The 21,289-nt window shown below is 70.5% G+C and carries 13 protein-coding genes; 4 read left to right on the forward strand and 9 right to left on the reverse strand.

The genetic code is table 11. The annotated features are described in order from the left end of the window. Positions 1-14 precede the first annotated feature (14 nt). Both BG418_RS34730 and BG418_RS34735 read left to right on the forward strand, forming a co-directional pair. A complete protein-coding gene (locus BG418_RS34730) occupies positions 15-4,082 on the forward strand; it encodes a HAMP domain-containing protein (protein WP_399001675.1) in 4,068 nt (1,355 codons plus the stop codon). A gap of 9 nt (positions 4,083-4,091) precedes the next feature. After that, entirely contained in the window at positions 4,092-4,676 is a 585-nt protein-coding gene (locus BG418_RS34735; protein ID WP_188278041.1) for a two-component system response regulator, read from the forward strand. Positions 4,677-4,711: 35 nt separating this feature from the next. On the opposite strand, the gene BG418_RS34740 is transcribed toward BG418_RS34735, so the two are convergent. Both BG418_RS34740 and lepA read right to left on the reverse strand, forming a co-directional pair. After that, the gene (locus BG418_RS34740; RefSeq protein WP_188278042.1) at positions 4,712-6,598 is read right to left on the reverse strand and encodes a long-chain fatty acid--CoA ligase; all 1,887 of its coding nucleotides are present in this window, start codon (positions 6,596-6,598) and stop codon (positions 4,712-4,714) included. A 225-nt stretch (positions 6,599-6,823) separates the two neighbouring features. Continuing rightward, positions 6,824-8,689: a translation elongation factor 4 gene (gene lepA, locus BG418_RS34745; protein ID WP_188278043.1), complete on the reverse strand. Its 1,866-nt coding sequence runs from the start codon at positions 8,687-8,689 to the stop codon at positions 6,824-6,826. A gap of 207 nt (positions 8,690-8,896) precedes the next feature. On the opposite strand from lepA, the gene rpsT reads away from it, so the two are divergent. Further along, the gene (gene rpsT, locus BG418_RS34750) at positions 8,897-9,163 is read left to right on the forward strand and encodes a 30S ribosomal protein S20 (protein WP_188278044.1); all 267 of its coding nucleotides are present in this window, start codon (positions 8,897-8,899) and stop codon (positions 9,161-9,163) included. A gap of 625 nt (positions 9,164-9,788) precedes the next feature. On the opposite strand, the gene holA is transcribed toward rpsT, so the two are convergent. Continuing rightward, complete coding sequence (holA, locus tag BG418_RS34755; protein ID WP_188278045.1) at positions 9,789-10,775, reverse strand: DNA polymerase III subunit delta; 987 nt, start codon at positions 10,773-10,775, stop codon at positions 9,789-9,791. Between the two features lie 104 nt (positions 10,776-10,879). Here holA and BG418_RS34760 point away from each other — a divergent pair, with 104 nt between their 5' ends. Next, positions 10,880-11,128 (forward strand): hypothetical protein, encoded by a 249-nt coding sequence (locus BG418_RS34760; protein ID WP_188278046.1) that lies wholly within the window; start codon positions 10,880-10,882, stop codon positions 11,126-11,128. 34 nt (positions 11,129-11,162) lie between these two features. Here BG418_RS34760 and BG418_RS34765 read toward each other — a convergent pair whose 3' ends face one another. The 6 genes from BG418_RS34765 to leuS form a co-directional block, all read right to left on the reverse strand. After that, complete coding sequence (locus BG418_RS34765; RefSeq protein WP_188278047.1) at positions 11,163-12,119, reverse strand: YceI family protein; 957 nt, start codon at positions 12,117-12,119, stop codon at positions 11,163-11,165. Between the two features lie 211 nt (positions 12,120-12,330). Beyond that, positions 12,331-14,535: a ComEC/Rec2 family competence protein gene (locus tag BG418_RS34770; protein ID WP_399001458.1), complete on the reverse strand. Its 2,205-nt coding sequence runs from the start codon at positions 14,533-14,535 to the stop codon at positions 12,331-12,333. A 413-nt stretch (positions 14,536-14,948) separates the two neighbouring features. Then, positions 14,949-15,689 (reverse strand): helix-hairpin-helix domain-containing protein, encoded by a 741-nt coding sequence (locus BG418_RS34775; protein ID WP_317453860.1) that lies wholly within the window; start codon positions 15,687-15,689, stop codon positions 14,949-14,951. Between the two features lie 553 nt (positions 15,690-16,242). Continuing rightward, positions 16,243-17,088, reverse strand: coding sequence for a DegV family protein (locus BG418_RS34780; RefSeq protein WP_188278050.1), 846 nt, complete (start codon positions 17,086-17,088; stop codon positions 16,243-16,245). Positions 17,089-17,221: 133 nt separating this feature from the next. After that, entirely contained in the window at positions 17,222-17,956 is a 735-nt protein-coding gene (locus BG418_RS34785) for a hypothetical protein (RefSeq protein WP_188278051.1), read from the reverse strand. Positions 17,957-18,073: 117 nt separating this feature from the next. Beyond that, complete coding sequence (leuS, locus tag BG418_RS34790) at positions 18,074-20,947, reverse strand: leucine--tRNA ligase (protein ID WP_188278052.1); 2,874 nt, start codon at positions 20,945-20,947, stop codon at positions 18,074-18,076. Positions 20,948-21,289 lie beyond the last annotated feature (342 nt).

Raw genomic sequence — 21,289 nt, forward strand, 5'->3', positions numbered from 1 at the left:
CGCTGCTGGCCGCGATGACGGCGCTGCGCGACGGCGACTTCCGCGTCCGGCTCCAGGAGACCCAGGAGGGGATACCCGCGGAGCTCAACGCGATCTTCAACCAGATCGCCGTCCGCAACCAGCACTTCACGGACGAGCTGGCCCGCGTACGCCGTGAGGTCGTCCGGCACGGGCGCCTGGACGAGCGGCTGGCGGCCAGTCCCGGGCAGGGCGCCTGGACGGCCGGTGTGGCGAGCACCAACTCGCTGATCGACGCCCTGGTCGTCCCGGCGGCGAACGCGACGCGCGTCCTGGACGCGGTGGCGGGCGGTGATCTGACCCAGCGGGTCGATCTGCACGACGGCAACCGGCAGTTGCGCGGCGATCTGCGCAGACTCGGCCGGGCCGTCAACAAGATGGTCGACCAGCTCTCGCTGTTCACCGGTGAGGTCACCCGGGTGGCGAGGGAGGTCGGCACCGAGGGACGGCTCGGCGGACGCGCCAAGGTGCAGGGGCTGAGCGGCAGTTGGCGTGACGTCACCGAGGCCGTCAACACCATGGCCTCCCGGCTCACCGCCCAGGTCCGCGACATCGCGGCGGTGACGACGGCGGTGGCGCGCGGCGACCTCACCCGTACGGTGACGGTCGAGGCGACCGGCGAGCTCCTTGAGCTGAAGCTCACGGTCAACACGATGGTCGACCAGCTCTCCGCGTTCGCCGACGAGGTCACCCGCGTCGCCCGCGAAGTCGGCACCGAGGGGCGGCTCGGCGGCCGCGCCCAGGTCAGGGGCGTCTCCGGGGTCTGGAAGGACCTCACGGACAACGTCAACTTCATGGCCTCCAACCTGACCTCGCAGGTCCGCAACATCGCCCAGGTGACGACCGCCGTCGCCAACGGCGACCTCTCGCAGAAGATCACGGTGGACGCGCAGGGCGAGATCCTGGAGCTGAAGTCGACGATCAACACCATGGTCGACCAGCTCTCCGCCTTCGCCGACGAGGTCACCCGCGTCGCCCGCGAAGTCGGCACCGAAGGAAACCTCGGCGGCCGCGCCCAGGTCAGAGGCGTCTCCGGGGTCTGGAAGGACCTCACCGAGAACGTCAACTTCATGGCGGACAACCTGACCTCGCAGGTCCGCAACATCGCGCTCGTCTCGACCGCCGTCGCCCAGGGCGACCTCGGCAAGAAGATCACGGTCGAGGCGAAGGGCGAGATCCTGGGCCTGAAGTCGACGATCAACACGATGGTCGACCAGCTCTCCGCCTTCGCCGACGAGGTCACCCGCGTGGCCCGCGAAGTCGGCACCGAGGGAAACCTCGGCGGTCAGGCCCAGGTCAGAGGCGTCTCCGGAGTCTGGAAGGACCTCACGGACAACGTCAACTTCATGGCCTCCAACCTCACTTCCCAGGTACGGAACATCGCGCAGGTGACGACCGCCGTCGCCAACGGCGACCTCTCCAAGAAGATCACGGTCGACGCGCGCGGCGAGATCCTGGAGCTCAAGGACACCGTCAACACGATGGTGGAGCAGCTGCGCGCGTTCGCCGACGAGGTGACGAGGGTCGCGCGCGAGGTCGGCACCGACGGCCGCCTCGGCGGGCGTGCCCAGGTCCTCGGCGTCTCGGGCGTCTGGAAGGACCTGACCGACAACGTCAACTACATGGCGGACAACCTGACTTCGCAGGTCCGCAACATCGCCCAGGTGGCGACCGCGGTGGCCCAGGGCGACCTGTCGAAGAAGATCGACGTGGACGCGCGCGGCGAGATCCTGGAACTCAAGACCACCATCAACACGATGGTCGACACGCTCTCCTCGTTCTCCTCCGAGGTGACGAGGGTCGCCCGCGAGGTCGGCTCCGAGGGCCAGCTGGGCGGCCAGGCCCGCGTCGAGGGCGTGTACGGGACGTGGAAGCGCCTGACGACCAACGTCAACGAGCTCGCGCTGAACCTCACCACCCAGGTCCGCGCGATCGCCGAGGTGGCCTCGGCGGTGGCGCAGGGCGACATGTCCCGCTCGATCACCGTGGAGACGCGCGGCGAGGTCTCCGAGCTGAAGGACAACATCAACCTGATGGTGTCCAACCTGCGCGAGACGACCCGCGCCAAGGACTGGCTGGAGTCCAACCTGGCCCGGCTCGCGGGTCTGATGCAGGGCCACCGCGACCTGATGGAGGTCGCCGACCTGATCCTGCGCGAGCTCACCCCGCTGGTGAACGCCCAGTACGGCGCGTTCTTCCTGGCCGCCCCGGACAGCGAGGGCACCCCGTCCCGTACGACGTCGACGACCAAGGGTCTCGCCTTCATCGCGGGATACGGCTCCGCGCAGGGCGCGACCGTCGACACCACCGGCATGCCGGGCCACGGGCTGGTCCGCCAGGCGGCGCTGGAGAAGAAACGCATCCTCCTGGAGGAGGCCCCGCCCGACTACATCAAGATCAACTCCGGTCTCGGGGAAGCCTCCCCGGCCAGCGTCGTCATCATCCCGATCCTCTTCGAGGACGAGCTCCTCGGAGTGATCGAGCTCGCCTCGTTCTCCCGCTTCTCCGATGTCCACCTGGCCTTCTTCGACCAGTTCGTGAACACCATCGGCGTCGCCATCAACACCATCATCGCCAACTCCCGTACCGAGTCGCTGCTCAGCGAGTCCCAGCGGCTCGCCGTCCAGCTCCAGGAGCGCTCCGACGAACTCCAGCGCCAGCAGGCCGAGTTGCAGCGCTCGAACGCCGCCCTGGAGGAGAAGGCCGCGCTGCTCGCCAGCAGCTCCCAGTACAAGTCGGAGTTCCTGGCGAACATGTCGCACGAGCTGCGCACCCCGCTGAACTCGCTGCTGATCCTGGCCCGGCTGCTCTCCGACAACCCGGACGACCACCTCTCCGACCAGGAAGTGCAGTTCGCCACCACCATCCACCGCTCGGGCTCCGATCTGCTCCAGCTGATCAACGACATCCTGGACCTGTCGAAGATCGAGGCGGGCCGGATGGACGTACGCCCCAAGAAGCTCCCGCTGATCAAGGTCCTCGACTACGTCCACGCCACCTTCCGCCCCATCACCCTGGACCGGGGTCTCGCCTTCGAGGTGGCGGTCGGCGAGGACGTGCCGCGTGAGATGTACTCGGACGAGCAGCGGCTCCAGCAGATCCTGCGCAACCTGCTCTCCAACGCGATCAAGTTCACCTCGTCGGGCCGCGTCGAGCTGCGCGTCAGCCGGGTCAAGGACCCGGAGAACCGCCTCCTGGGCGGCTCCGACGACCTGATCGCCTTCGCGGTCACCGACACGGGCATCGGCATCGCGCCGGAGAAACTTCCCGTGATCTTCGAGGCGTTCCAGCAGGCCGACGGCACCACCAACCGCAAGTACGGCGGCACGGGCCTTGGCCTGTCCATCAGCCGCGAGATCGCGGGCCTGCTCGGCGGCAGGATCATCGCCGAGAGCGAGCCGGGCGACGGCTCCACCTTCACCCTGTACGTACCGGTGCTCTACCCGGGCCATCTGCCCGGCGAGCCCGACCAGCCCTCCGAGCTCAACCTCCGGCCGTCCGACCAGCTCGCCGACCCGCACCTGACCCTGCCGGACGAGGACGACGACTGGCCCACCACCACCAAGCTGGAGGAGTGGCAGCGCGGCCGGGCGGGCCAGGTCTTTCCCGGGCGGCGGGTGCTGATCGTCGACGACGACATCCGCAACGTCTTCGCGCTCACCCATGTGCTCGGCCGGGTCGGCATGCCCGTGCTCTACGCGGAGAACGGCCGCGAGGGCATCGAGACCCTGGAGCGCAACCCCGACGTCGAGCTCGTCCTGATGGACATCATGATGCCGGAGATGGACGGCTACGAGACGATCGAGGCCATCCGCCGCAGCCCGCTCTGGGCCGAGCTGCCGATCGTGGCACTGACCGCGAAGGCGATGCCCGGCGACCGCGAGAAGTCGATCGCCCGGGGCGCCAACGAGTACGTGCCGAAGCCCGTCGACGTAGACCGGCTCCTCACCGTCGTCTGCGCCCTGCTGGACCCGGAGGGCGAGACCGGGGAGCCGCGCGTTCCCTCTGTCCCGGAGCAGTCGAGCGGCACCGGGGAGTCCGCCGCTGCTCCAGAGACCACATAAGGCGAGACCATGAGCACCCAGGCACCACCCGGCGACCGGGCGAGCATCCTGCTGGTCGACGACATGGAGGACAACCTGATCGCCCTGGAGGCCGTCCTCGGTTCCCTCAACGAGCCGCTGGTACGGGCGCGTTCGGGCGAGGAGGCGATGAAGGCGCTGCTGCGGCAGAAGTTCGCGGTGGTCCTGCTCGACGTACGCATGCCCGGCATGGACGGCTTCGAGACGGCGACCAACATCAAGCGCCTCGACCAGACGAAGGACGTCCCGATCATCTTCCTGACCGGCGCGGAGGGCGACAGCGGCTATGCGTTTAGGGGGTACGCGACGGGCGCGGCGGACTTCCTGGCCAAGCCGTTCGACCCCTGGGTGCTACGGGCCAAGGTGAACGTCTTCCTCGATCTGCACCGCAAGAACCGCCAGCTGGAGCGGCTGCTCGACCAGGAGCAGAAGCAACTGGGCGAGATCATGCGGCAGCTGGCCTCGATCGAGGAGGAGCTGATCAGAGGCGGCCCGCCCGAGCTGGGCGAGCTGCGCCAGCGCCTGGCGGCGATGGAGGAGCTGATACGGGACATGAGACGACGGCGGGGCCGTTAGGCCCCGCCGTCGGTCGTCCCTGTGCGATCAGGCGGTCAGGCTTCGCGCGAGCCCGCGTACATCTCCTCGATCAGCGCCTTGTACTGGCGCTCGACGACCGGCCGCTTCAGCTTCAGGCTGGGCGTCAACTCGCCGTGCTCGACGTCGAGATCGCGCGGCAGCAGCCGGAACTGCTTGATGGTCTGCCAGCGCTGAAGCCCCTCGTTGAGCCGCTTCACATACCCGTCGACGAGCTCCACCGTCTCGGGGCGGGCGACCACGTCCGCGTACGAGCCGGTGATGCCCTTCTCCTTGGCCCAGCCGAGGATCGCGGGCTCGTCGAGAGCGATCAGCGCGGTGCAGAAGTTGCGGTCGGCGCCGTGCACCAGGATGTTGGAGACGAACGGGCAGACCGCCTTGAACTGGCCCTCGACCTCGGCCGGCGCCACGTACTTGCCGCCGGACGTCTTGATCAGGTCCTTCTTGCGGTCGGTGATCCGCAGATAGCCGTCCGGGGAGAGCTCGCCGATGTCCCCGGTGTGGAACCAGCCGTCGGACTCCAGGACTTCGGCCGTCTTCTCGGGCAGCTTGTGGTAGCCCTGCATGACGCCGGGGCTGCGCAGCAGGATCTCGCCGTCGTCGGCGATGCGCACCTCGGTACCGGGGAGCGGCTTGCCGACGGTGCCCGTGCGGTAGGACTCGCCCGGGTTCACGAAGGAGGCGGCGCTGGTCTCGGTGAGCCCGTAGCCCTCCAGGATGTGGATGCCGGCGCCGGAGAAGAAGAAGCCGATCTCGGGTGCGAGGGCGGCCGAGCCCGACACACAGGCGCGCAGCCGCCCGCCGAACGCCTCGCGGATCTTCGTGTACACCAGCGCGTCCGCGACCTTGTGCTTGGCGGCGAGGGCGAACGGCGCCGAAAAGCGGCCGGTGCGGCGGAAGTTGTCCTGGGAGACCTTGGCGTACTCGCGGGCGACCTCGGCCGCCCACTTGAAGATCTTGTACTTGGCGCCGCCGGCCTCCCGGGCCTTGGCGGCGACCCCGTTGTAGACCTTCTCGAAGATCCGGGGCACCGCCGCCATGTAGGTCGGCCGGACCACCGGCAGATTCGTGATGATCTTGTCGACCCGGCCGTCGACGGCCGTGACGTGCCCGACCTCGATCTGCCCGGACGTGAGCACCTTGCCGAAGACGTGCGCGAGCGGCAGCCAGAGGTACTGCACGTCCTCGCCGCTGATCAGGCCGGTCGCCGCGATGGCCTTCGCCATGTACGACCAGTTGTCCTGCGGCAGACGCACACCCTTGGGGCGGCCGGTCGTCCCGGAGGTGTAGATCAGCGTGGCCAGCTGGTCGGCGGTGATGGCCGCGATCCGCTCCTTGACCGCGTCCGGGTGCTTCTCCAGATACGCGGCGCCGCGCTCCTCCAGCTCGGCGAGCGTGATCACCCAGCCCTGCGGGTCGTCCGCATCGGCCTCGACGCCCGTCGGGTCGATCACCACGACATGACGCAGGTCCGACAGCTCGGCGCGGCGCTCGCGCGCCTTCGCCAGCTGGGCCGCGTCCTCGGCGATCAGCACCACACTCTCGGAGTCGGCAAGCACGTACGCCGACTCCTCGGCGTTGGTCTGCGGGTAGATGGTGGTGGTTGCGCCGCCCGCGCACATCACCCCGAGGTCGGCCAGGATCCACTCGACCCGGGTGGAACAGGCCAGCGCCACACGCTGCTCGGAGACGACACCGAGATCGGCGAGACCGGCGGCGATCGCGTAGACCCGGCCGGCCGCCTGGCCCCAGGTCAGCGACTTCCACTCGTCGGGGCCCGTGCCGTCGGCGGACGGGACCGGATGCCGGTAGGCCTCCAGGTCAGGAGTGGCCTCCACGCGCTGGACGAAGAGGGCCGCCACGGACGGTGGCCGATTCTCGATCAAGGTCTGTGTGTCGCTCACGACGTCCTCCGGGCCGGCCTGCGGCAGGGCTGGGGCTGCTGTTGTTTAACTGGCGAGTAACCATCGGGCCGTGATCAGAGTAGAGCGCTCCCGGCCCCCGCGTAAGGGGCAGCGGAAGGGGTTTCATAACGAACGGACCCCTACTCCGAGGAGTAGGGGTCCGTATGTCGGTGAGGGGTGACTGGCGGGTAACAACCGGCCACACCCTGTCGCCGATTCGCCTGGTTACTTCTTCTTGCCCGCGGACTCGTCGCTGGACAGCACCGCGATGAAGGCCTCCTGCGGGACCTCCACGGAGCCGACCATCTTCATCCGCTTCTTGCCCTCCTTCTGCTTTTCCAGCAGCTTCCGCTTACGGGAGATGTCACCGCCGTAGCACTTGGCGAGGACGTCCTTGCGGATGGCGCGGATGGTCTCGCGGGCGATGACCCGGGAGCCGATCGCGGCCTGGATCGGCACCTCGAAGGCCTGCCTCGGGATGAGCTCGCGCAGCTTGGCGACGAGCCGCACACCGTAGGCGTAGGCGGCGTCCTTGTGGGTGACGGCGGAGAAGGCGTCGACCTTGTCGCCGTGCAGCAGGATGTCGACCTTGACCAGGCTCGCGGACTGCTCGCCGGTGGGCTCGTAGTCCAGGGAGGCGTAGCCGCGGGTCTTGGACTTCAGCTGGTCGAAGAAGTCGAAGACGATCTCCGCGAGCGGCAGCGTGTAGCGGATCTCGACGCGGTCCTCGGAGAGGTAGTCCATGCCGATGAGCGTGCCGCGACGGGTCTGGCAGAGCTCCATGATCGCGCCGATGAACTCGCTGGGCGCGAGGATCGTGGCGCGCACGACCGGCTCGTACACGTCCGAGATCTTCCCCTCGGGGAACTCGCTCGGGTTGGTGACGGTGACCTCGTTGCCGTCCTCCAGGACGACGCGGTAGACCACGTTGGGCGCGGTGGCGATCAGGTCGAGCCCGAACTCGCGCTCCAGCCGCTCGCGGATCACGTCGAGGTGCAGCAGACCCAGGAAGCCGACGCGGAAGCCGAAGCCGAGCGCGGCCGAGGTCTCCGGCTCGTAGACGAGCGCGGCGTCGTTGAGCTGGAGCTTGTCCAGCGCCTCGCGCAGGTCGGGGTACTCGGAGCCGTCCAGCGGATACAGACCCGAGAAGACCATCGGCTTCGGGTCCTTGTAACCGCCGAGCGCCTCGGTCGCACCCTTGTTCAGGGAGGTGATCGTGTCACCGACCTTGGACTGGCGCACGTCCTTCACACCGGTGATGAGGTAGCCCACCTCACCGACGCCGAGGCCGTCGGACGGCGTCATCTCGGGCGAGGAGACACCGATCTCCAGCAGCTCGTGCGTGGCCCCGGTGGACATCATCCGGATCCGCTCACGCTTGTTGAGCTGGCCGTCGACCACACGGACATACGTCACGACACCGCGGTACGAGTCGTACACCGAGTCGAAGATCATCGCGCGGGCCGGGGCGTCGGCGACACCGACGGGCGCGGGCACGTCGCGCACGACCCGGTCGAGCAGCGCGTCCACGCCGACACCGGTCTTCGCGGAGACCTTGAGCACGTCCTCCGGCTGGCAGCCGATGAGGTTCGCGAGCTCCTCGGAGAACTTCTCCGGCTGGGCGGCGGGAAGGTCGATCTTGTTCAGCACGGGAACGATGGTGAGGTCGTTCTCCATGGCGAGGTAGAGGTTCGCCAGCGTCTGCGCCTCGATGCCCTGGGCGGCGTCGACGAGCAGGACGGTCCCCTCACAGGCGGCGAGCGACCGCGACACCTCGTACGTGAAGTCGACGTGCCCCGGGGTGTCGATCATGTTCAGGATGTGCGTGCTGCCCTGGCCGGGTCCCTCGGTGGGGGCCCAGGGCAGCCGAACGGCCTGGCTCTTGATCGTGATGCCGCGCTCGCGCTCGATGTCCATCCGGTCGAGGTACTGAGCACGCATCTGCCGCTGGTCGACCACACCGGTCAGCTGGAGCATCCGGTCGGCAAGGGTCGACTTGCCGTGGTCGATGTGCGCGATGATGCAGAAATTGCGGATCAGAGCCGGGTCGGTACGGCTCGGCTCGGGCACGTTGGTAGGAGTCGCGGGCACGCAGGGTCCTGATTCTTGAGACGCGGGGCGTCTCGTCTCGGGCGATGTCGGATCGATACGTAGCCCCTATCGTCCCACGGGAACGGGACTGCGCCCGGTTTGGGCCGCCAGGAGGACGGCTGGTAACCTGGGCAGCTGTGCCTCGTCTGCCCTCTCAGCGGCGAGTGTCACACCCATCTGATACATCGAACCTGCAAAGGCTCTTTCGTGGCGAACATCAAGTCCCAGATCAAGCGGAACAAGACCAACGAGAAGGCGCGCCTGCGTAACAAGGCCGTCAAGTCCGAGGTCAAGACCGCGGTCCGCAAGGCCCGTGAGGCTGTCCTGGCCGGCGACGTCGAGGCGGCCACCACGGCTGTCCGCGCCGCCTCCAAGAAGCTGGACAAGGCCGTCAGCAAGGGCGTCATCCACAAGAACGCCGCCGCCAACAAGAAGTCGGCGCTGGCCACCAAGGTTGCCGCCCTCCAGGCCTGACCTGTCGACCGGCCTCCGGGCCGGCCTAGGTCCACACGGACCACTTGATTGTCCACCGGCAGGGACCCAGCGGGCCCTCTCTTCCGCTCCCTCCCGGTACCCAGCACCACCGCCGCACGCGGCCTGCGTTCGCCACGCGGGTGCGGCGATCTGTTTGATTGTTTAGCGGAAACCCCGTTTCTGCCCTCTTTGTGGGGGTGGGGGCGGGGTTTTTGCGTGCCGCGTACGGGACGGTGGGGGCGGCGTGTCCGTCTGCGGGTTGGTGGGGGCTGGTCGCGCAGTTCCCCGCGCCCCTAGGTATTTGGGGGCGCGGGGAACTGCGCGAGCAACCCGGCATGGTCTGCAGACAAACGGGGTCCGGGGCGGAGCCCCGAGGAAGGGCGGGGGCGCAGCCCCGTTTACCCACCCGCCCCCCGGGCCGGGGTCCGGGGCGGAGCCCCGAGGGGGCGCAGGGGCGTAGTCCCGCTTACCCACCCACCCCGGCCGGTCCGGGCGGAGCCCGTGGCGGGGTGCAGGGGCCGCAGGCCCCGCGACGGGGGTCCGGGGCGCAGCCCCGGGAAACGACCTTCACCCCCACCCGGCCGCCCGCAGGGCTTTAGGGAAGGGGCGGGGTGGGGCAAACTACTCAGCGCCGAGCCCGCGCAGCCCGCGCCACCACCACAACCGCCTTCTCCAAGGCGTACTCAGGATCGTCCCCCCCGCCCTTCACCCCCGCGTCCGCCTCGGCCACGGCCCGCAGAGCCACGGCGACACCATCCGGCGTCCACCCCCGCATCTGCTGCCGCACCCGATCGATCTTCCACGGCGGCATCCCCAGCTCCCGGGCGAGATCGGCCGGCCGCCCACCCCGAGCCGACGACAGCTTCCCGATCGCCCGCACCCCCTGAGCCAGCGCACTCGTGATCATCACCGGCGCGACCCCGGTCGAGAGCGACCACCGCAACGCCTCCAGCGCCTCCGCGGCCCGCCCCTCCACCGCCCGGTCCGCGACCGTGAAGCTCGACGCCTCCGCCCGCCCGGTGTAGTAGCGCCCGACGACCGCCTCGTCGATCGTCCCCGCCACGTCCGCGCACAGCTGCGACACCGCCGCCGCCAGCTCCCGCAGATCGCTGCCGATCGAGTCGACCAGCGCCTGGCACGCCTCCGGCGTCGCCGAACGTCCCAGCGCCCGGAACTCCGACCGCACGAACGTCAGCCGCTCCGCCGGCTTCGTCGTCTTGGGACACGCGACCTCCCGTGCCCCCGCCTTGCGCGCCGCGTCCAGCAGCCCCTTGCCCTTGGCGCCGCCCGCGTGCAGCAGTACGAGCGTGATCTCCTCGGCGGGCGCCTCGAAGTACGCCTTCACGTCCTTGATCGTGTCCGCCGACAGATCCTGCGAGTTGCGTACGACCACGACCTTGCGCTCGGCGAACAGCGAAGGGCTGGTCAACTCGGCCAGCGTGCCGGGCTGCAGCTGATCGGACGTGAGGTCGCGCACATCGGTGTCGGCGTCGGCGGCCCGGGCGGCCGCCACCACCTGCTGCACGGCGCGGTCGAGCAGCAGGTCCTCCTGGCCCACGGCGAGCGTGAGCGGGGCGAGCGGATCGTCGGTGGAATTCTTCCTGGTGGCCATCGTCGTCCAGCATCCCACGCCCCACTGACAGCGCCGGGCCGCCACCGTGGCGGCACCCCGCACGACCGTGCCCCGCACCCACCCACATACCGGAGAATGTCCAGGTGAGCGATGTGACCCGACACGTACTTGTCCTGCCCGACCGCGACGCCGCCGACGAGGTCGCCGAGGAACTCCCCGCCCGCTTCGGCCTGACCGAGCAGCCCCAACTCGTACGCGACGCCCTGGCCGGCGAGGACGACGCCGAGGACGCCCAGTGGCTGGTCGTCGTCGAGGACCCGCACGCCCGCCTGGACCCTGCGGCCCTCGACGAACTGGCCGAGGAATACGAGGGCTGGCTCGAAGCGCCGTAGGAGTCTCCCCTCGGGCCGGTGGAACCTGCGGGCCTCAGGTGGCCTTGGGGCCCGCAGGTTCCGCCGGCCGCTTGGGGACCACCTGTATGTCCAGGTCGATGGAGATCGACGACCCGATCGCCGCGATCCCCCGCGCCAGCATGGTCTGCCACGTGAGCGTGAAATCCTCCCGATGCAGCTCGGTGGTGGCCCGACAGGCCACCCGCGTCTCGCCCTCAAGCCCCGTACCGAGCCCGAGGTACTGCGTGTCCAGCGTGACCGTACGGCTCACCCCGTGCAGGGTCAGCCCGCCGATGATCGCCCAGCGACTGCCGCCCCGGTGCACGAAGCGGTCGCTGTAGAACTCCAGCGTCGGGCAGCGCCCCACGTCCAGGAAGTCCCCGGACCGCAGATGGTCGTCCCGCATCTGCACCCCCGTGTCGATGGACGCCGCGTCGATCACGACATGCATCGCCGAGTCCTCCATACGGTCACCGATCCGGACGGCCCCCGCGAACGTGTTGAACCGGCCGTGGATCCGGGCCAACCCGATGTGCCGCGCGGTGAACCCGATCTGGGAGTGCGACGCGTCGAGCTCCCACTCCCCCGGCTCCGGCAGCACCGGCGGCGGCGCGAGATGCAGCTTCACATCACCGAGCCCGGCGAGCGCGCTCTCGGCCACCACGACGTTGCTGTGGAACGGCGTGTACCCCTCGGCCGTCACCGCGAGGCGGTACTCCCCCGCCGGAACGGTCGCCATGACACTGCCGTACGGGTCGGTCTCCCCCGCGACGACCTTGCGGCCCGAACTGTCGCTGACCACGAACTCCGCCTGCCGGACCGGCTCGTTGACCGGGTCCAGGACCCGGCAGCTGAGCACCCCGGCGGTCGGCGGAACGGCGACCGCCGCGAGCGGGCCACCTCTTCCCGGACGAGGTCCCGTACGAGATCCCGAACGAGGTCCCGTACGGGAAGAGTCGGTCGAAAGCCTGCCGGACCAGCGGCTGAACACGGTGCACGCACCCCCGCGCGAGAAGAATCCTCCGGACCACGCGCGCCCAGGACATCGTCGTCACGGCAGGACCGCGGCCCTTGACGAAGACGCATTCGATCACTCTTGACCCGTTCGAGGCAAACGGGCCCCATGTGATGTGTTGGGCAACACTGTCCGGAGAGGCCCGAATTGCTACCCCCGGTTACCCGCGCGAGCCCGCTCACTCCCTTCACGGCCCGCGCCCCGTCGGCACCGCCCGAAACCCGCTCCCCGCACCCGTCACGGCGATCGCGCCATCCAGGTCCGTGCGCAGCACCCTCGCCCCGGCCGCGCCGAGCAGGGCGACGGTGTCGGGCGCGGGATGGCCGTACGGGTTGCCCCGCCCCGCCGAGATCAGCGCCAGCCGTGGCCGCACCGCTCGCAACAGCGCCGGATCCTGGTGCGCCGAGCCGTGGTGCGCCACCTTGAGGACGTCCACCGGCGGCAACTCCGGATGATCCCGCAACAGCGCCTGCTGAGCGAGCGGTTCAAGATCCCCCGGCAGCAACAGGGTCAGCCCTCCGGCCCGTACGAGCAGAGTGACGCTGGCATTGTTCGGCCCGTCCAACACGGGGTCGAGGCGGGTGGCGCCGATACGGTGCGGCGAGCTCGGCCCGCCCAGCGGGTTCGGCACTCCGACCGGTGGCGGCCACAGCACCTGCCAGGACAGTCCGCCCACCGCACGCCGCTCCCCCGGCTCCGCCGACACCACCGGCACGCCCGCCCGCGCGGCGACCCTCCGTACGAACCGGGCCTGTTCCGGCGGTTCTTCGAATGTCGTCGTCTCGATCACCCCGACCGCCCGGCCCCGCAACACTCCGGGCAGCCCCGCCACATGGTCGGCGTGAAAGTGCGTAAGCAGGAGAAGGGGAATCCGAGTGACACCCAGGGCCCGCAGACACCGGTCGGCCGGAACGGGGTCGGGCCCCGTGTCGACCACCACCGCCGTACCGTCTCCCGCCGCCAGTACCGTGGCGTCGCCCTGCCCCACATCGCACATCGCATAGGCCCAGCCCGGCGGCGGCCACCCGGTGACGATCCTGGTCAGCGGCGCGGGCCGCACCACGGCGAGCAGCACCAGGAGCGCACACAGCGCGGCCGCCCATGGATGGCGCGGCAGCCGGCGGGCCAGGAACACTCCGCCGACGGTCACCCCGGCGAGCAGGAGCCCTCCGCCCCAACCGCCCGGCCACCCCGTCTGCGCTCCGGGCAACGCCGCCCCGGTCCGCGCGATCGTCGCGATCCACTCCGTCGGCCACCCCGCACACCACGCCAGCACCTTGGCGACCGGCATCGCGACCGGCGCCGCAGCCAGGACCGCGAACCCCAGCACGGTCGCCGGGGCCACTGCCAGCTCCGCGAGCAGATTGCACGGGACGGCCACCAGACTCACCCGCGCCGCGAACACCGCCACCACGGGCGCGCACACCAACTGCGCCGCGCCCGCCGCCGCCAGCACCTCCGCGAGCCCGCGCGGCACCCCGCGCCGCCGCAGCGCCTCGCCCCAGCCCGGGGCGATGGTGAGCAACGCCCCGGTGGCCAGGACGGAGAGCAGAAAGCCATAACTCCGCGCCAGCTCCGGCGAGTACAGCACCAGGAGCAGTACGGCGGCGGCCAGTGCCGGGATCAGCGATCTGCGCCGGCCCGTAGCGATCGCGAGCAGGGTGACCAGTCCGCAGGCCGCCGCACGCAGCACGCTCGGATCCGGTCGGCACACCACCACGAACGCCAGAGTGATCACCCCGCCGAGCAGCGCGGTCGCGCGCAGCGGGATGCCGAGGCGCGGGGCGAGGCCACCCCGCTCGGCCAGCGACGCACGGCCGGGCGAGCCGATGAGCAGCGCCAGGACGATCACCAGGTTGCTGCCCGACACCGCCATCAGATGCGTGAGGTCGGTCGCCTCGAACGCATCCCGCAGCTCGGGCGTGATCTGCGTGGTGTCGCCGACGACCAGCCCAGGCAGCAGCGCCCGGGCGTCCGGACTCAGCCCCTCGGCCGCCTTCCGCAACCCGGCCCGCAGCCCACCCGCCCTACGCTGCAAGGCAGTTGGCCCCCGCACCACCTCCGGCACCGCCCGCTCGGGCACCCTCAGTACGGCCGCCGCCCAGTCGTTGCCCGACGCGGGCGGAGCCAGCCGGGCGGACAGACGCAGCCGCGTCGACGGCAGCAGCCCCTGCCACGGCTTCGGTGCGATCACCAGCACGGGCGTCCGCACCCGCTTGTCCCCGCCGTGCGCCCCGACGACCCGGGTGACCTCCCCCTGAAGCACGACGGACCCGGCGCCCCACGCCCGCCCCCGTACCGGCCTCGGGTCGGAGGTGGTCGTCAACTCGACGGTGACGTGCGCGTATTGCCGCGCCAGCCCGGCAACGGGACCTTGTCGCGCCTGCGCCACATGAAGCGCCCCCGCAGCCGCACCGGCCGCCGAGCACAGCAACACGGCCGCGACGGCGACGCGGTTCGCCCACCATGGCCCGGCTCTGGCGGTTGAGTGCGCGGGGGCGGGCGCGAAGGTGGCGGTGGGGGCGAGCGGTCGAGCCCCTCCTGCCGCCCTGGACTCCGTAGCGCGCCGCCCACGCGAAGTCCCACGCCACCAGCCCCAAATCGTCGGTGCCAGCAACAGCCCGGCCCCCACCAAGCACACCACCAGCCCCCAAGTAACCCACTTCACAGGGGCGCTCATGGCCACCGCGGTGGCCACCCACGCCCCGACGGCGGGCGGGACGAGGCGCAGGTCGGCCGGGCCTTCCTGATGGGGATTCGCGGCGCCGAGCCGGTGGCCCGAGTCGGCGTGGACCGTCGGGCGGTTCACAGCCGCACCAACGACTGGAGGTCCGCGAACCGGCGGTCGCCGATCCCGTTCACGTGGCGCAGCTCGCCCACGGACCGGAAACCGCCGTGCTGGACGCGGTAGTCGACGATGTGCTGGGCGAGCACCGGCCCCACACCGGGCAGGGCGTCCAACTGATCCACCGACGCGGAGTTCAGGCTGACCGGCCCGGCCGCACCCGCCCCGGCGCTGCCACCGCCTCCCGAAACCGATCCCGACACCCCTCCGGCCCCACCCGCCTGAACTCCGGGCAGCACACCGGGCATCCCCACGACCACCTGCTCGCCATCCATGAGCACGCGTGCCCGGTTGAGCCCGGTGGTGTCCACCCCGTCCCGCACCCCGCCCGCCGCGTCCAGCGCGTCGGCGACCCGCGACCCGGTCGGCAGCCGGTGGATCCCCGGTCGCCGCACCTTGCCGCTGACATCGACGACGATGCCCCCGCTGGGAGAGGGCGCGGGCACCCCGCTCGGCCCGGCCCCCGTCGCTGGACTCGGCGTCCGTCCCGAGCCCGGCGACCGTACAGGCTGTGCGGGCGGCGCGGGCCCGACCACCCGCTCCGGCGCCCGCACGGGCTCCGGCCTACCCGTCCAGAACTGCTGCACGGCCAACCCCACGGCCACGATCAGCACCACGCTCAGCGCGGCGAGACTCTTCGGCGTGAGCCCGCACCGCACCTGCACCCACACGGGCAGCCGCTCCCGTAACGCCGTCCACATCCGTTCCCGTACTCCTGGGAAAGGAGGGGCAGTTGAGTCGGTGGCAAACGGTGCCGGACCGGGCAGCGGATCGGAGGCGGGCAGTGGCACGCGCGGGAGAATCCCGGGCCGTACGGCGGTCGGCGCCGACGGCTCACTCGACTTCGGCCCACTCGGCGTTGGCCTACTCGGCGTTGACTCGCTCGGCGACGACGACGCCGGGAACAGCGTCTGCGCCCGCCGCTGTGCGGCCACTCTGGCGGAGGCCTGGGCCTGGGCGACGCGTCCGCGACGACCGTGACCGTGGCGGGCACGGCCGTCCGAACCCGGAGCTCGGCCCGGCCCGCTCGTTGCGATGCGTGGTGATCGGATAGCCATGCCACGAAACGGTAGGCACGTTCGGCCGACCCCGCTGAGCAGGCCCGATTCCCGTGGAAAACTTGCCAGTTGTGGATAACTCGCTCACCCGGGAGAGTGACGCAACCCCCTCACGGATCACCGCAACGAGATCACTTCCGCGAGATCACTTCGACGGTCAGCCCGACGACCGCCGCGACGAACACCGCCGCGACCATCAGCGCGGCGACACCACCGCACCCAGCAGCCCCGGTCCCGTGTGCGCCCCGATCACCGCGCCGACCTCGCTGACATGCAGATCCTCAAGTCCCGGCACCCGCTCCCGCAGCCGTTCCGCGAGCGCCGCGGCACGGTCCGGCGCGGCGAGGTGGTGCACGGCGATGTCCACACGGCTCGATCCGGCCCGGTCGACGACGATCTCCTCAAGCCGGGCGATGGCCTTCGAGGCCGTACGCACCTTCTCCAGCATCTCGATCCGGCCGCCCTCCAGCTGGAGCAGCGGCTTGACCGCGAGCGCCGAGCCGAACAGTGCCTGGGCCGCGCCGATACGGCCGCCCCGGCGCAGATATTCCAGCGTGTCCACGTAGAAGAAGGCGGAGGTGCCGCCCGCGCGCTTCTCGGCCGCCGCGACCGCGTCGTCGAGTGTGCCGCCCGCCTCGGCGATCTCCGCGGCCGCCAGCGCGCAGAAGCCGAGGGCCATCGCGACCATCCCGGTGTCCACCACACGTACCGGCACGGGGGCGCTCTTCGCGGCCAGCACGGCGGCGTCGTACGTCCCCGAGAACTCGGCCGAGAGGTGCAGTGAGACGATCCCGGCGGCGCCCGCGTCTGCGGCGGCCCGATAGGCCGCGGCGAACACTTCGGGGCTCGGGCGCGACGTGGTCACCGAGCGACGTTTCTGCAGCGCCAGGGCGAGGGAGCGGGCGGAGATCTCGGTGCCCTCCTCCAACGCCTGATCGCCGAGGACTACGGTCAGCGGCACCGCGGTGATGCCGTGCCGCTCCATCGTCTGCGGCGGAAGGTAGGCCGTTGAATCGGTGACGATCGCGACATGGCGGGACATGAGCGGGAGGTTACCCGCCGGGGCCGCCGCGCGGCAGCCCGGCCCCGGTCCAATGATCGGTTCGGGTGGACAGATGATCGGCCCGAGCGTCCGGCCCGACGTGCACACGCGCCTCCAGCGCGTGCCCCGCCGCTCAGTTCGTCGTCTCGGGCCGGGCCGTCTTCTGCCACGGGTACACGGGCGCGGGCCCGGCCGCGCCTATCGCCTGCGGGGCGTCGGCCACCGTGGCGGACTCCGGCCAGGAAGCGGCCGGCGAGCCGTTGGCGCCGGGAGCATCCGCCGGGCGGGCGGCCGTGCCGGGCGCCGCCGACGTGGTCGGGCCCTTCGTCGCCCAGTCCCGCAGCGCCCCCGACTCGACCTCGATCTCCGCGCTGAGCGAGGCCAGGTCGTCGTCGGCGAACTGCCGGGCCCGGTCCCGCGCCGCCCAGCGCAGCGAGTCCGCCGCGTGCGTGATCCGCTCCGTGCGCTCGCGCAGCTCCGGCATGCGCTCGGCTATGCGCTGCTTGTCGGGCTCGCGCTCTAGGCGCTTGAGCTCGTCGTCCAGCTCGTGGCCGTGGCCGCTCAGCCGCTCGAACAGGCGCAGCGACTCCTTCAGCGACTCGTCCTGCTCCACGCGCGCGCGGAGCGAGTCCTGTGTGGCCCGCATCGAGGTGCGCAGCGTGAGCCTCAGCTGGGCGAGTTCGCCCGCCACGCCGACCTGGCCCATGCTCTTGGCCCGCAGCGTCGTGTCCTCGACCGCCTTGCGGGCCTGGGTGACCGTGCGCTCCACTCCCCGCTTGGCGGCGCCGACCGCTTTCACGGTCAGGTACACGCCCAGCACGACGAAGGCGACGAACATCAGCGCCAGGATCGCGATCGCGGCTTCCATGAACGTCCCCTCGGTGTCGGCTGCCTTCCCTCCACCGTAAACGGAACGGGCAGGTTGGGGGTTCCCGGGGAACCCCCAACCTGCCCGTAGGGGAAACCCCCACTACCGCCGTGTGCGTCAGGCGGGAACGATGTTCACCAGCTTCGGCGCGCGCACGATGACCTTGCGGATCCCGGCGCCCGCCAGGGCCGCGACGACGGCCTCGTCGGCCAGCGCCAGCTTCTCCAGCTCCTCGTCGGAGATGGTCGGCGGGATCTCCAGGCGCGCCTTGACCTTGCCCTTGATCTGCACGACGCAGGTCACGGTCTCGTCCACGACGTACGCGGGGTCGGCCACGGGGAAGTCCTGGTGGACGACCGAGTCCTGGTGGCCCAGCTTGCGCCACAGCTCCTCGGCGATGTGCGGGGCCAGCGGCGCCACCAGCAGCACCAGGCGCTCGGCGACCGAGCGCGACAGCGGGCCGCCCGCCTTGGTCAGGTGGTTGTTCAGCTCGGTGATCTTGGCGATGGCGGTGTTGAAGCGCATCTCCGCCAGGTCGCCGCCCGCGCCGTCGATCGCCTTGTGCAGGGCGCGCAGCGTCGCCTCGTCCGGCTCGGCGTCGGTGACCGTGGCCTCGCCGGTGGTCTCGTCGACGATGTTGCGCCACAGCCGCTGCAGCAGCCGGTACTGGCCGACCACCGCGCGCGTGTCCCACGGCCGCGACACGTCCAGCGGGCCCATCGCCATCTCGTACAGGCGCAGGGTGTCCGCGCCGTACTCGGCGCAGATCTCGTCCGGAGTGACCGCGTTCTTCAGGGACTTGCCCATCTTGCCCAGCTCGCGCTTGACCGGCTCGCCCTCGAAGAAGAACTTGCCGTCGCGCTCCTCGATCTCGGCGGCCGGCACCGGGAAGCCGCGGCTGTCCCGGTAGACGTACGCCTGGATCATGCCCTGGTTGTACAGCTTGTGGAACGGCTCGGCCGACGAGACGTGGCCCAGGTCGAACAGGACCTTCGACCAGAAGCGCGCGTACAGCAGGTGCAGCACGGCGTGCTCGGCGCCGCCTACGTACAGGTCGACACCGCCGTGCGGCTGGCCCTCGCGCGGGCCCATCCAGTACTGCTCGATGGCCGGGTCGACCAGCTTCTCGCTGTTGTGCGGGTCCAGGTAGCGCAGCTCGTACCAGCAGGAACCGGCCCAGTTGGGCATCGTGTTGGTCTCGCGGCGGTACTTCTTGGGGCCCGCGCCGTCACCCAGGTCCAGGGTGACGTTGACCCAGTCCTCGTTGCGGGACAGCGGGGTCTCCGGCGAGGTGTCCGCGTCGTCCGGGTCGAAGGTGCGCGGCGAGTAGTCCTCGACCTCCGGCAGCTCCAGCGGCAGCATCGACTCGGGCAGCGAGTGGGCGACGCCGTCCTCGTCGTAGACGATCGGGAAGGGCTCGCCCCAGTAGCGCTGGCGGCTGAACAGCCAGTCGCGCAGGCGGAAGTTGACGGTGCCCTCGCCGATGCCGCGCTGCGACAGCCACTCGGTGATCTTCACCTTGGCGTCGGTGACGCCCAGGCCGTCCAGGGAGATGTCCTCGCCGGACGAGTTGACGATCTTCGCGTCGTACGAGGCGAAGGCGTCGTCCCAGGTCGAGGCGTCGGTGCCACGGTCGTCCGACGGCTCGACGACGCAGCGCATCGGCAGCTCGAAGGCGCGCGCGAAGGCGAAGTCGCGGACGTCGTGCGCCGGGACGGCCATGATGGCGCCGGTGCCGTAGCCCATCAGTACGTAGTCGGCGATAAAGACGGGGACCTTGTCGCCGCTGACCGGGTTGATCGCGTACGCGCCGGTGAAGACGCCGGTCTTCTCCTTGGCGTCGGCCTGGCGCTCGACCTCCGACTTGGACGCGGCGAACGCCCGGTACCTGGCGACGGCCTCGGCCGGGGTGGCGTGGCCGCCCGTCCAGACCTCGTGTGTGCCCTCGGGCCAGGCGGCCGGGACGATCGTGTCGACCAGCTCGTGCTCGGGCGCCAGCACCATGTAGGTGGCACCGAACAGGGTGTCCTGGCGGGTGGTGAAGACGGTGATCGCGTCGTCGCCTACGGCGAAGTCGACGCGCGCGCCCTCGGAGCGGCCGATCCAGTTGCGCTGCTGCAGCTTGATCGCCTCGGGCCAGTCCAGCGCGTCCAGGTCGTCCAGCAGCCGGTCGGCGTAGGCGGTGATGCGCATGTTCCACTGGCGCAGCTTCGCCTTGAAGACGGGGAAGTTGCCGCGCTCGGAACGCCCGTCGCCGGTGACTTCCTCGTTGGCCAGTACGGTGCCCAGGCCCGGGCACCAGTTGACCGGCGCGTCCGAGGCGTACGCCAGGCGGTAGCCGCCCAGGACGTCGGAACGCTCGGCGGCGCTCAGCTCGCTCCACGCGCGCGTACCGGGAGCCTGCCGCTCACCGCTCTCGAACTGCGCGACCAGCTCGGCGATCGGACGGGCCTTCTTGGCCTCGTCGTCGTACCAGGAGTTGAAGATCTGCAGGAAGATCCACTGGGTCCACTTGTAGTAGTCCGGGTCGATCGTCGCGAAGGAGCGGCGCTTGTCGTGGCCCAGGCCCAGCCGGCGCAGCTGCGCCTTCATGTTCTCCATGTTGGCCTCGGTGGACACGCGCGGGTGCGTGCCGGTCTGCACCGCGTACTGCTCGGCGGGCAGGCCGAAGGCGTCGAAGCCCAGCGTGTGCAGCACGTTGTGGCCGGTCATGCGCTGGTGGCGGGCGAAGACGTCGGTGGCGATGTAGCCCAGCGGGTGGCCCACGTGCAGACCCGCACCGGAGGGGTACGGGAACATGTCCATGATGAACTTCTTGGGCCGCGCGACGACCGCGGGGTCACCGGCCAGATCACCGCTGGGGTTCGGCGCCGCGTAGGTGCCGTCGGCGTCCCAGACGTCCTGCCAGCGTGCCTCGATGTCAGCGGCCATGGCGGCCGTGTAGCGGTGCGGCGCGGCCGACTCGGCGGCAGCGGTGTTCGTCTCGCTCATGATCCTTAAAGCTCCATCGATCGTCTCTGCCAGCGGCTGCGACATTCACCAAACGAAAAAGCCCCTCGCACAGGAGGGGACGCCGCGCCGATTCCGACCGGCTCTCTTCTTCGGTCGGGACTGATCAGCGCGGCTCGCTAAGCAGAAGGCGTACGGCACGCATGGCGTCAGGGTACCGCAGGCCCCGCACCGACCGCACAGAGTAGTCGTGGGGCGCCTCAACGACCCCAGCCGGATGAGGTTACTCCGCGTACCGACCTCTTCTGGGGCAACCAATCAAACGCCGTACCCCTCGGTATGGGGCGACCTAGCATGCGGCCACGGGACCACTTTGCTGAACCT

This window comes from Streptomyces sp. CBMA152 (assembly GCF_014596475.1).
Lineage (GTDB): Bacteria > Actinomycetota > Actinomycetes > Streptomycetales > Streptomycetaceae > Streptomyces.